Raw genomic sequence first — 12099 nt, forward strand, 5'->3', positions numbered from 1 at the left:
TTGCTGGGAAGACGGAGTGGCAGGCCGGCCGGAATACGCGCCGATGGTGCGGCAGTATGATCGTCACGCCGCGCAATTTCTCGCCGATTTCATTCGCTATCCAGCGCATCTGTAGAATGTCTGGCGATGAAATGATGGCCTGATTGAAATTCCATGCCTAAACCTGACCCAACCCTCGACGAGCGCGATCGCGCGATCCTCCGGCTGTTGCAGCAGGACGGCCGCCTGACCAACCTGGAGCTTGCCCAGCAGATCAACCTCTCGCCCTCGGCCTGCCTGCGCCGGGTAAAGCTGTTGGAGGAGCGCGGGCTGATCGCGCGCTACGTGATGCTGCTGGACGAGAGGGCGGTGGGCCTGCCGGGCACCGCTTTTGTGCTGGTGACCCTGGACCAGCAGGGCCGAGCCGCGCTCGACGCGTTCGAGGCGGCGATCCAGCGCCACCCGGAAGTCACCGAATGTTGCCTGCTCGCCGGAGCGGCCGACTACATGGTGCGCGTGGCCTACGCCGACGCCGCCGACTTCGAGCGCATCCACACCGACATCCTCACCCAGCTGCCCGGCGTGGTGCGCGTCCAATCCACGCTGGCGTTGCGCACGGTGAAGCGGACCACGGCGTTGCCGGTGTAGGCGGTTTCAAATGGTACTTGACTCTGGACCTTGATCAAAGGTCTAGACTTGTCCCATGAACACGCAAACCGCACCCCTGACCATCGGTGCCGTCGCCAAGCGCGTCGGCGTGGCCATCGACACCATCCGCTATTACGAGCGCGAAGGCTTGCTGCCCGAGCCACTGCGGCGCGCCTCCGGCTACCGCAGCTACGGCGACAGCACCGTCATGCAGCTGCGCTTCATCCGCCGCGCCAAGGACCTGGGCTTCACGCTGGAGGAAATCCGCGAGCTGCTGGCGCTGTCGGCGGATCGCCAGCGCGGGGTGAAGGCGGTGAAGCGGCGCGCGCAGCAGCGGCTGGCGGCGATCGAACAGCGCATCGCCGAGCTGCAGCGGGTGCGCGACGGTCTGGCGCAGCTGGTGGCGTCCTGCCCGGGCCATGGCAAGCCCGAGGAGTGCCCGATCCTGCGCGCCTTGAGCGGCGAGGAGGCATCGGCATGAATGCGCACGCCTTCTGCCACGGCGATACCCGGGATGTGACGGCCGTCGATCCGGTCTGCGGCATGAAGGTGGATCCTGCGGCCACCGCGCACCGCTCCATGCATGCAGGCCGGACCTTCCACTTCTGCTGCGCTGGCTGCAAGGCGAAGTTCGATGCGGAGCCGGCGGCGTATCTTGGCGAAGGGCAGGGCGGCGCTGGCGCCTGTTGTTCGTCGAACGCCGCTGCGCCGCCGCCGCAGGCAACACATGGCCGCCTCGACCCTGCGGGCCGCGGTGACGCCCAGCACGACCACGCACAGCACGACCACGCACAGCATGACCGCATGGCGAAGGATCCGGTCTGCGGCATGGCTGTGGATACGCATATCGCGAAGCATCGCGCCGAACATGCCGGCCACGCCTACCACTTCTGTTCGACGCGTTGCCGCGAAAAGTTCGTGGCCGATCCTGCTTCCTACCTCGGCGAGCGCCAGCCCGCGCCGCCGGCGCCGGCCGGCACGATCTACACCTGCCCGATGCATCCCGAGGTGCAGCAGGTCGGCCCCGGTGATTGCCCGAAGTGCGGCATGGCGCTGGAGCCGATGATGCCCGCGCTGGAGGAGGACGGCGGCGAGCTGCGCGCGATGACGCAGCGCTTCTGGCTCCTGGTGGTGCTGACGCTACCGGTGTTTGCGCTGGCCATGGCGCCACACCTGTTCGGCTGGCATCTGCCGGCGCCCTGGGATGCCATCGCCGGATGGATCGAGGCACTGCTGTCCACCCTCGTCGTGCTGTGGGGTGGTGCGCCGTTCTTCGCGCGCGGCTGGCGCTCGCTCAGGCCCTGGTCGCCGAACATGTATACCTTGATCGCGCTGGGCACCGGCGTGGCGTGGGCGTACAGCGCGGTGGCCTTCCTCGTGCCCGGCCTGTTCCCCGTGGGCTTCCGCGACATGCACGGCCGCGTGGGCGTGTATTTCGAATCGGCGGCGGTGATCGTGACCCTGGTGACGCTGGGCGATTTCCTGGAGCTGCGCGCGCGCCGGCGCACCGGCTCGGCGCTGAAGGCGCTGCTGGGGCTGGCGCCGAAAACCGCGCGGCGCATCGCCGCCGACGGCGGCGAAGCCGACGTGCCGCTGGACCAGGTGCTGGTCGGCGACACGCTGCGCGTGCGTCCCGGCGAGAAGGTGCCGGTGGACGGCGTGGTGCTGGAAGGCGCGAGCCACGTGGACGAATCCATGCTGACCGGCGAGCCGATGCCGGTGGCCAAGGGCAAGGGCGACACGCTGGCCGGCGGCACCTTGAACCAGGACGGCGCGCTGTTGATGCGCGCCGAGAAGGTGGGCGGCGAAACCCTGCTCGCGCAGATCGTGGCCCTGGTGGCGCAGGCGCAGCGCAGCAAGGCACCGTTGCAGCGCATGGCCGACAAGGTGGCCACATGGTTCGTACCCGCGGTGGTGGCCGTGGCCGTGCTGGCCTTCGCGGCCTGGGCCGTGTTCGGGCCGCCGCCGCAACTGGCGCATGCGCTGATCGCGGCGGTGTCGGTGCTGATCATCGCCTGCCCCTGCGCGCTGGGCCTGGCCACGCCGATCTCGATCATGGTGGCCAGCGGGCGCGGCGCGCAGCACGGCGTGCTGTTCCGCGACGCCGCCGCGATCGAGGCGCTGCAGGACATCGACACGCTGGTGGTGGACAAGACCGGCACGCTCACCGAAGGTCGTCCCGCGCTCACCGAGCTGGTGTCGCTGGACGGGCAGCCGCGCGAACGCCTGCTGGCGCTGGCGGCGGCGCTGGAGCGCTCGAGCGAGCACCCGCTGGCGCATGCCATTGTCGGCGCCGCCGATGCCGAAGGTGTCGCTGCGCTCGACGCCGCGGGATTCCGCGCGCTTGCCGGTCGCGGCGTGATGGCCACGGTAGAAGGCGCCGCGGTGGCGCTGGGCAACGCCAAGCTGCTGCAGGAGCTGGATATCGCGTCGGGCGACGAGGCAAACACACGCGCCGAGGCGCTGCGCGGGCAGGGTGCCACCGTGATGTACTTGGCCGTCGACCGCGTGCCCGTCGCCTTGCTGGCGGTGGCCGACCGAGTCAAGCCGGAGGCGCCGACGATCGTGGCGGCGCTGAAGCAGGCCGGCCTGCGCGTGGTGATGCTCACCGGCGACAACGCCACCACGGCGCAGGCGGTGGCCGGCAGGCTGGGCATAGCCGAGGTGCATGCGGAAGTTTCGCCCACTGACAAGGCGACGACGGTGAGCGCGCTGCGCGCCGAGGGCCGCAAGGTGGCGATGGCCGGCGACGGCGTCAACGACGCGCCCGCGCTGGCCGCCGCCGACGTCGGCATCGCAATGGGCAACGGCAGCGACGTGGCGATGGAAAGCGCGCAGGTCACCCTGGTGAAGGGCGAACTGGGCGCGATCCTGCGCGCCCGCACGCTGTCGCGGGCCACGGTGCGCAATATCCGTCAGAACCTGTTCTTCGCCTTCGTCTACAACGGCATCGGCGTGCCGCTGGCCGCGGGCGTGCTGTATCCCGCGTTCGGCATCGTGCTCTCGCCGATGATCGCGGCGTTGGCGATGAGCCTCAGCTCAGTATCGGTGGTATCGAACGCGCTGCGCTTGCGTACGGCGCGCCTGTGATGTTTGTCACCAGCGATCGCTGACGTTCGGGTCTGCCGCGAAGGGCGCCCTCGGAGGAGCATCTCCCTGCACCCAATCGCGGGTCGAAGGAGATGCCCCATGAACACGATTGCCCTGTTCCGCAATGCCCTTGATCGCTACGCGCTTCCGCTGATGCTGGCGCTGTTTTCCAGCGCCTCCATCGGCTTCGGCCTGGTCTGGTCGCTGCACGCAGTCGTCCATCCGCTGGCTTGAGGAGGCGACCATGCACACCGTCGATGATCTGCGTGGCACGCTGGAGCGGCATGCGCCGCTGCTGGCGGGACTGCTGGTGCTGCTGCTGTCCGCCCGCGCACTGAAGAAGATGTTCTGGACCTTGTTCGGCATGTATATGGCGTTGCACTACAGCGGCATCCATCCGTTCGGTTGAGGGGCGCCGTCGGTGCGCCGGTAGCCGGGAGGCTCTAAGCTGCGCCTCCCCGCAGCGCACGAAATCCGAGCATGTCCCGCACCCTCGCCGAATGGCTGGCCTACCAGGAGCACGTCCACCCGCGCAGCATCGCGCTGGGCCTGGAGCGCGTGCGGGGCGTGTGGCAGCGGATGGGCGCGGTGGCGCCGGCGCGACGGGTCATCACCGTGGGCGGCACCAACGGCAAGGGTTCCACCGTGGCGCTGCTGGAAGCGATGGCGCAGGGCGCGGGCTTGCGCGTGGGCGCGTTCACCTCGCCGCACCTGCTCGCCTACAACGAGCGCGTGCGCATCCAGGGCCGAGACGCGGACGATGCGGCACTGGTGGCCAGCTTCGAGCGCATCGAGGCCGCGCGCAGCGGCACGCCGCTGACCTATTTCGAGTACGGCACGCTGGCCGCGCTGGACCTGTTCGCGCGGGCGCAGCTCGACGTGGCGATCCTCGAAGTGGGCCTGGGCGGCCGCCTGGACGCGGTGAACATCGTCGATGCCGACGTGGCCGTGATCACCACGGTGGACCTCGACCACATGGACTGGCTGGGCCCGGACCGCGACAGCATCGGCCGCGAGAAGGCCGGCATCGCCCGCGCCGGGCGGCCGGCGATCGTGGGCGAGCCCGATCCGCCGCAGGGACTGCTCGACGCGCTGGCCGCCAGTGGCGCGCGGGTCGAACGCGCCGGCATCGATTTCTCCGCCGAGCGGCATCCGGACGGCTGGCGCTGGCGGCATCGCGACGGTACCGCGATGGACTTGCCGGCACCCGCGCTGGTGGCGCCGGTGCAATACGCCAACGCCGCGGCGGCGATCGCCGCGCTGCACGCGCTCTGGATCGAGGGTGGCCCGCCGGCGCCGCAGGACGCCTATGCCGCGGTCTGCCGGGGCCTGCGCCATGCGCACGTGGCGGCGCGCCTGCAATCGCTGGGCGGCGACCCGCTGCTGATCGTGGACGTGGGCCACAACCCGCAGGCCGCGCGCGCGCTGGCTGCATGGCTGGACGCGCAATCCCCGGCCCGCACCCACGCGGTGTACGGCGCGCTGGCGGACAAGGATGTGGCTGGCGTGATCGCCGCGCTTGGGCATCGCATCGACCACTGGCACCTCGCCGGCCTGGACGGCGTCAGCCCGCGCGGCCTCGCGGCGGATGCGCTGGCCGGGGTGTTGAAGCAGGCCTTGCCGCAGGCGCGCAGCGACTGGCACGCCGACGTGGCCGCGGCACTGGCGGCGGCGCGCGCGGTGGCGCGGCCGGGCGAGCGCATCCTTGCGTTCGGTTCGTTCTTCGTGGCCGCGGCGGTGATCGCTGAACGCGGCCATTGAGCGGCGGGCGGCGCGCGGAGCGGGGCAGGTATAATCGCCGGATTGCGGGCCGTGCCGGCCGCCTCGGAGCGAACTCTTGAAAACACGTCTGCTGGGGGCTGCCGTCCTGATAGCCCTGCTCGTCATCTTCGTGCCGATGTTCTTCTCCAGCAGTCCGCCGCCGGCCAGCGTCGGCGACCAGTCCGTGAGCCTGGTGATACCGCCGGCGCAGGACAGCAACCTGCAGACGCGCACCATGAGCCTGAGCCCGGGCGCGCCGGCCACGGCCGGCAGCGCCGCCGTGCCGGCGCCGGCCGCCACGGCAGCAATCCCCGCGCAGGGCGGCCAGCTCGCCACGGTGAACATCGCCTCGCGCCGCCCCACCGACGTGGGCACCGACGCGGCGGCGCCCAAGGCACAGCCGCCCGCCGGGCCGGTGATGGGTTCCGGCGCGTCGCCATCGCAGCCGGTGATTCCGCTGCAGGGGCAGGGCAGCACCATCACCACGGCGCCGACCACCAAGGCGTCGTCGCCGACGGCTGTGGTTCCGGCCGCGGCGCCCAGCCCGGCCCCGGTGGCCGGGCCGCCGGCGGCATCCGCGTCCGCCGGCCACGCGCTCTACGTGCTCAACCTCAGCGCCTACGCCAACGCGAATAGCGTGGATCACCTGGTGCGCCGCGTGCGCTCACTGGGTTACCCGGTGCTCACTCGCGTCATCACCCAGGCCGGCAAGCAGCTCACCCTGGTGACTGCCGGCCCGTTCGATTCGCGCACCGGCGCCGAAGCGGCGCGACTGAAGATCACCCAGACCATCCCTGGCGTGCCGGCGAAGCTCGTGGAGGGACTGGGGCACGCCGACTCCAACATCGCGACTACGCCGGTCAAGGCGACCACCACGACGAGCGCTGCGCCTGCCGCCGCGACGCCGCGCGCCGGCGGTTATGCCGTGCAGCTTGCCGCGCTGGGCAACGAGGCCGACGCGAATGCGCTGCGCGACAAGCTGCGCGCAGGCGGCTTCGACGGCTTCGTGGACACGGTGAGCGTGGGCGGCAAGCGGCTGTGGCGCGTGCGCGCCGGCCCGCAGACCCAGCGCGCTGACGCCGAGCGCGTGCGCGATCAGATCAAGGCGAAGTTCGGCATCGGCGGCAACGTCGTTAACGTCCCCTGATCGGCACACTGGCGCGGACCCGAGCATGAACTGGATCGACTACACCATACTCGGCGTGCTGGGCCTGTCGGTGCTGGTCGGCTTGTGGCGCGGCCTGGTGTCCGAAGTGCTGGCGCTGGTGATCTGGATCGCCGCGTTCTGGGCGGCGTGGCTGCTCGGGCCGGCGGTGTCCGCGCGACTGGAGGTGATCAGCCACCCCGCGCTGCGCGTGGCCGCGGGTTACGCGCTGTGCTTCGTGCTGGTGCTGGTGCTGGGCGCCCTGCTGCGTTTCCTGATCCACCGGCTGCTGGTAAGTACCGGCCTGTCGGGCACGGATCGCCTGCTCGGCATGGTGTTCGGACTGGCGCGCGGCGTGCTGCTGGTCTGTCTGCTGGTGTTCCTGTGCCAGTTCACCACGTTTACCCGCGAGCCGTCCTGGCGGGCATCGATGCTGCTGCCGCCGTTCCAGAGCGCCACGATCTGGCTTGGCCAGCAGGTGCCCCCAAGCGTGCGCGAGCATTTCCATCCCGCCGCCATGTCGGAATCGCTGCGCGGGAAACTCGATCCGGCGGCGATGTCGAACGCCGTGCGCGAGCGCCTGGACCCGGCGGCGATATCCGATGCGCTGCACGGCGGGCTGGGCTCCGCGGACTCGCCCGGGGCATTGCGCAAGCGGCCGCCAGCCACCATCTCTACGCCAGGCGCGGCCCCCGCGCCGGCCGCCTCTGTCTCTCCTTCGAATCACCCGTAGCAGGCCATCCATCATGTGCGGAATCATCGGCATCGTCGGTACCACCGAAGTGGCATCGGCGCTTTACGACGGCCTCACGGTGCTGCAGCACCGCGGCCAGGACGCGGCCGGCATCGCCACGGTGGACGGCGCGCGGCTGCGCCTGCACAAGGGCAACGGCCTGGTACGCGACGTATTCAACCAGCATGCGATGAACCGGCTGCGCGGCCGCATCGGCATCGGCCACTGCCGCTATCCGACGGCCGGATCGGAAGGCGCCGAGGAAGCGCAGCCGTTCTACGTCAACTCGCCCTACGGCATCGCCATCGCGCACAACGGCAACCTGGTGAACACCGAGGTGCTGCGCAAGGAGATGTTCGAGGACGACCGCCGTCACATCAACACCGATTCGGATTCCGAGGTGCTGCTGAACGTGCTGGCGCACGAACTGCAGATCCAGGAGCGGATGGCGCTGACGCCGGACCACATCTTCAAGGCCGTGGCCGCGGTGCACGCGCGCGCGCGCGGCGGCTACGCATGCATCGCTCTGGTGCTCGGCTATGGCCTGCTGGCCTTCCGCGATCCGCACGGCATCCGGCCGCTGGTGCTGGGCGAGCGCGTCACGCCGGAAGGGCGCGAGTACGCCGTGGCGTCCGAGTCGGTGGCGTTCGACGTGCTCGGCTTCAAGCGCCTGCGCGACTTGGCGCCCGGCGAAGCGGTGTTCATCACCGACGACGGCCAGCTGCACACGCGCCACTGCGCGGACGGCGCGATGCATGCGCCGTGCATCTTCGAATACGTGTACCTGGCGCGGCCCGACTCGATGATCGAGAACGTGTCGGTGTACAAGGCGCGCCTGCGCATGGGCCAGAAGCTGGCCGAGAAGATCCTGCGCGAGCGCCCCGACCACGGCATCGATGCGGTGATCCCGATTCCCGACACCGCGCGCACCGCCGCCAGCGCGCTGGCCGAGGCGCTGGGCGTGCCGTTCCGCGAGGGCTTCGTCAAAAACCGCTACGTGGGCCGCACCTTCATCATGCCGGGGCAGGGCGACCGCGTGAAATCGGTGCGCCGCAAGCTCAACGCGATCGACCTGGAGTTCCGCAAGAAGAACGTGCTGCTGGTGGACGACTCCATCGTGCGCGGCACCACTTCGCGACAGATCATCCAGATGGCGCGCGACGCCGGCGCGAAGAACGTGTACTTCGCCTCTGCCGCGCCGCCGGTGCGCTACCCCAACGTGTACGGCATCGACATGCCTTCGGCCACCGAACTGGTGGCCGCTGGCAAGACCGAGGCCGAGGTGCAGCAGATGCTGGGCGCCGACTGGCTGATCTACCAGGAGCTGAAGGACCTGGTGTGGGCGGTGCAGGACGGCAACGAAGCGCTGAAGCACTTCGACGCGTCCTGCTTCAACGGCGAATACGTCACCGGTCTCGACCGCCACTACCTCGAACAGATCGAGATGCTGCGTTCGGACGACGCCAAGGCCGCGCGCCGCGTCGGATGAACCACGCATAGGAGCGCACCCTGTGCGCGAATGCTTTTGGCTTCGATCAAACGTCGAAGCCATCGCGCACAGGGTGCGCTCCTACCTCGCCACACCATGACCAGCCTCCACGCCGCCGCCAAGGCCTGCCTCGACGCCACCGATCCGGCCGAGAAGCTGCGCCTCACCCATGCCGCCTGGGCCGCGCTGCAGTCGGGCGAGCTGCGTCCCGACCCTGCCGCTGCGCCACCCGAGCCCATCGGCGCCCCGGGCCGTCCCGCGAAACCGCAACTGGTCAGCGCCCGCCAGGTACCGCAACGCGGCCTTGGCACCGCCGAAGGACGTGCGGCGCTGGTGCACGCTGTCGCGCACATCGAGTTCAACGCGATCAATCTCGCCTGGGACGCGGTGTACCGCTTCCGCGGCATGCCCGAGGACTACTACCGCGACTGGGCCAGCTGCGCCCATGACGAAGCCCGTCACTTTGCGCTGCTGTCCGCTCGCTTGGCCGAACTCGGCCATGCCTACGGCGACTTGGACGCCCACAACGGCCTGTGGGAGATGGCCGGGAAGACCGCGCACTCCGACACCGCGCGCATGGCGCTGGTGCCGCGCGTACTGGAGGCGCGCGGGCTGGACGTGACGCCGGGCATGATCGCGCGCCTGCGCCATGCCGGCGACGAATGCACCATCGCCGTGCTGGAGGTGATCCTGCGCGAGGAAGTGGCCCATGTGGCCGCCGGCACGCGCTGGTATCGCTGGTGCTGCGAACGCGATGGCGTCGATCCCTTCGACACCTTCTTCGACCTGCTGCGCGACTACCTGGGCGTCAGCCTGCGCGGTCCGTTCAACCGCCCCGCGCGCCTGGAAGCGGGTTTCATCGAGGCCGAGCTGGATCGGTTGGCGGCGCTGGGTGTGGCGGGTTGAGCGCGGCGGTCAGGCATCGCGCGACTGGCTGACCTGCTCCACTTGCGAAAAGCAGAGGCTTGTCGCTAGGTTGCGGAACCGCCCGAGGGTGAGCAGGAACCGGCATGGCCGGTGGGGCGGAGACCGGGATGTCCTGCCCATCGTTGCAGGCGGGGCTCCCATTCACTGGATGTCTAGGGAGGGGGAACATGAGGAACATCGAGCACGCCAGGCGCGGCCTGCGCGCCATCCGGACTGCGCGCGTAATGTCCCGGCTGGCAATGGTCGCCGGCATGGTGGCGATGGGCGGCATGCTGCCGCTGTCCGCCAGCGCGCAGAGCACGACGGCACACATCTTCGGGCAGGCGCCGGCCGGCGAAACCGTGCTCGCGCAAAGCAGCACCGGTCTGCATCGCCATGTCACCGTCGATGCCAAGGGGCGCTACAACTTGCGCAACCTGCCGATGTCGACCTACACGGTGTCGCTGCAGAAGGACGGCAAGATCGTTGATACCCGCGCCAACATTCCGGTGACGGTGGGACGTGGGGCGGAGGTGGATTTCGCCTGCCCGGAAGATCACTGTGCCGTGACAACAGGCGGTTGATGATGCGGACTGCCCGGTCGCGGCCTCTCAGTGCGGACCGGGCGGTGGCTGCACAAGACCGTTGATGCTGCCGGTGTTTGTCTGTGGCCCCATCACGCAAAATATTCAAGGAGGGAGGTATGGAAATCATCAAGCATGCCGCCGATGGTTGGGTTCATGCAGCAAAGGGAGGGGTTGCCGTGTTCCGGTGTGTCTTGATCGCCGGTGTAGGAATGACGGTTGGCTTGCTGTCCCTGTCCGTCAGTGCACAAGACACATCGGCACGCATCTTCGGCCACGCACCGGCCGGCACGACCGTCTTTGCGGAAAGCAGTACAGGGGTTCGCCGTCACGTTGCCGTTGACGCTGGCGGAGACTACAGCCTGCGCAACTTGCCGTTGTCGGTTTATACGGTGTCGTTGCAGAAAGGCAGCAAGACCATCGATACCCGTGCCAATGTTTCGTTGTGGAGCCAGAACCGCGTCATCGACGGGCGTCCCAGAGCTCCGTCCACGACGGCCGAGCACGGCGTCGAAGTGGACTTTCCCTGTCCGAATGGTCGCTGTGCTGCAGCGTCGGGCGGCTGATCCTGATGCCTGTCCGGTGACGTGAGCCATCGCGCAAATCGGCTAGTTTCAATCGGCGGCAACGCCAGCGGTAGCCACGGGGTGGCCGCTGGCGTTGGAACGTGCGTCGGCCAACAGCAAAGCCTCTCCCGGCTAAACCCATGGTGCGGGGCGGAGCGCAATGAGCACGTAAGGCGCCAACCGTTCTTGGTGCCGCCGAATCGCTTTGCCGACTTGGTTGCCATGGCTCGTAACCCGCGTCCTGTTGGACATCGGATGCTCATCTTGCTGAATGATTGCCGGCGCATGGTTTGACAGGGACACCCCAGCTCATGAGGATGGAAGTGCGTCACCCAGACGCCGCTCCCTCCGCGACGGCCTCGGCCGTTCCATCTCCGGCACCTTGTGGCGCGTCGGTCCGATGCAAGCCTGACTGACACGCTCGCCGTCGCGCTCCCATCCCCACGAGGAGAAGACGACATGAAACAGGCCCCTTCCTTCATCCTGCCGGCCATGTTGATGGCTTTCGGCAGCGCTCAGGCACAGACGGCTCCCGCGCAGCCGCCTGCGCAACAGCAATCGCAACAGGCGCCGCAATCTTCGCAACAGACACCGCAGCAGGCGCCGGCGCCGACACCGGCTTCGGCCGAGCAGACGGCGAGTTGCGGGGGCACCGTGAACAGGACGCTCACGGCCATGGACAAGGGCGATTTCAACGGGGCGACGCAGTCGTTCGACCCCAAGGGGAAGCCGAGCAGCGACAAGCTGCAGCAGGCCTGGGGCGCGCTGACGCAGCAATACGGCAACGCCAAGTCGATCGGCGGCGCGGGCAAGGACCAGATCAAGGGCCAGATGGTGCAGGGCTACACCGTCGTGCTGGTCCCGATGCAGTTCGACAAGGGGCAGGTCGGTGCGCAAGCCGCCTGTGGCGTGAACGGGCAGCTGGTGATGCTGCGGTTCGGGCTCATGCCGAACGCGGCGGGTTCGAAGTCTTGAGTGCCTCTTCGTTTTCGGGCCGTTTCGCGAGGCGCTTCGCGGAAACAAGAAAGCCGCCCTCCCGGGCGGCTTTTCCGTACCTGGCATCGGCAGACCCAGGCGCTTGAATCTTGGTCGGGGAGACAGGATTTGAACCTGCGACTTCTACGTCCCGAACGTAGCGCTCTACCAGGCTGAGCTACACCCCGCGGGAGCCGCACATCTTAATGACGGCCGGGGAGCTT

The 12099-nt window shown here is 69.0% G+C and carries 13 protein-coding genes and 1 tRNA gene; 13 read left to right on the forward strand and 1 reads right to left on the reverse strand.

What is annotated here, in order from left to right:
• Positions 1 to 153: 153 nt before the first annotated feature.
• The 13 genes from AC2EWF_RS10635 to AC2EWF_RS10695 all read left to right on the forward strand — a co-directional run bounded on the left by AC2EWF_RS10635 (position 154) and on the right by AC2EWF_RS10695 (position 11875).
• Positions 154 to 627, forward strand: a complete 474-nt coding sequence (locus AC2EWF_RS10635; RefSeq protein ID WP_483639351.1) for an Lrp/AsnC family transcriptional regulator — start codon at positions 154 to 156, stop codon at positions 625 to 627.
• Positions 628 to 682: 55 nt separating this feature from the next.
• The gene (locus tag AC2EWF_RS10640; protein WP_483639352.1) at positions 683 to 1108 is read left to right on the forward strand and encodes a MerR family DNA-binding protein; all 426 of its coding nucleotides are present in this window, start codon (positions 683 to 685) and stop codon (positions 1106 to 1108) included.
• Positions 1105 to 3717: a heavy metal translocating P-type ATPase gene (locus AC2EWF_RS10645; protein WP_483639353.1), complete on the forward strand. Its 2613-nt coding sequence runs from the start codon at positions 1105 to 1107 to the stop codon at positions 3715 to 3717. The genes AC2EWF_RS10640 and AC2EWF_RS10645 overlap by 4 nt, the downstream gene beginning before the upstream one ends.
• A 99-nt stretch (positions 3718 to 3816) precedes the next feature.
• Positions 3817 to 3951, forward strand: a complete 135-nt coding sequence (locus tag AC2EWF_RS10650; RefSeq protein ID WP_483639354.1) for a hypothetical protein — start codon at positions 3817 to 3819, stop codon at positions 3949 to 3951.
• Positions 3952 to 3961: 10 nt separating this feature from the next.
• On the forward strand, positions 3962 to 4126 hold the full coding sequence (locus tag AC2EWF_RS10655) for a hypothetical protein (protein WP_483639355.1): 165 nt from the start codon (positions 3962 to 3964) through the stop codon (positions 4124 to 4126).
• Between the two features lie 71 nt (positions 4127 to 4197).
• A complete protein-coding gene (folC, locus tag AC2EWF_RS10660; protein WP_483639356.1) occupies positions 4198 to 5478 on the forward strand; it encodes a bifunctional tetrahydrofolate synthase/dihydrofolate synthase in 1281 nt (426 codons plus the stop codon).
• A gap of 76 nt (positions 5479 to 5554) precedes the next feature.
• Positions 5555 to 6625: an SPOR domain-containing protein gene (locus tag AC2EWF_RS10665; protein WP_483639357.1), complete on the forward strand. Its 1071-nt coding sequence runs from the start codon at positions 5555 to 5557 to the stop codon at positions 6623 to 6625.
• 25 nt (positions 6626 to 6650) lie between these two features.
• Complete coding sequence (locus AC2EWF_RS10670; RefSeq protein WP_483639358.1) at positions 6651 to 7355, forward strand: CvpA family protein; 705 nt, start codon at positions 6651 to 6653, stop codon at positions 7353 to 7355.
• 13 nt (positions 7356 to 7368) lie between these two features.
• Positions 7369 to 8844, forward strand: coding sequence for an amidophosphoribosyltransferase (gene purF / locus AC2EWF_RS10675; protein WP_483639359.1), 1476 nt, complete (start codon positions 7369 to 7371; stop codon positions 8842 to 8844).
• 96 nt (positions 8845 to 8940) lie between these two features.
• Complete coding sequence (locus tag AC2EWF_RS10680; RefSeq protein WP_483639360.1) at positions 8941 to 9750, forward strand: ferritin-like domain-containing protein; 810 nt, start codon at positions 8941 to 8943, stop codon at positions 9748 to 9750.
• Positions 9751 to 9938: 188 nt separating this feature from the next.
• A complete protein-coding gene (locus AC2EWF_RS10685) occupies positions 9939 to 10334 on the forward strand; it encodes a carboxypeptidase-like regulatory domain-containing protein (protein WP_483639361.1) in 396 nt (131 codons plus the stop codon).
• A 119-nt stretch (positions 10335 to 10453) separates the two neighbouring features.
• Positions 10454 to 10900, forward strand: coding sequence for a peptidase associated/transthyretin-like domain-containing protein (locus tag AC2EWF_RS10690; protein ID WP_483639362.1), 447 nt, complete (start codon positions 10454 to 10456; stop codon positions 10898 to 10900).
• 459 nt (positions 10901 to 11359) lie between these two features.
• Positions 11360 to 11875, forward strand: coding sequence for a hypothetical protein (locus AC2EWF_RS10695; protein ID WP_483639363.1), 516 nt, complete (start codon positions 11360 to 11362; stop codon positions 11873 to 11875).
• A gap of 111 nt (positions 11876 to 11986) precedes the next feature.
• Here the strand turns inward: AC2EWF_RS10695 and AC2EWF_RS10700 are convergent.
• A tRNA-Pro gene (locus tag AC2EWF_RS10700) sits at positions 11987 to 12063 on the reverse strand.
• Positions 12064 to 12099 lie beyond the last annotated feature (36 nt).

The sequence above is a fragment of the Rhodanobacter sp. sgz306013 genome, from assembly GCF_057031145.1.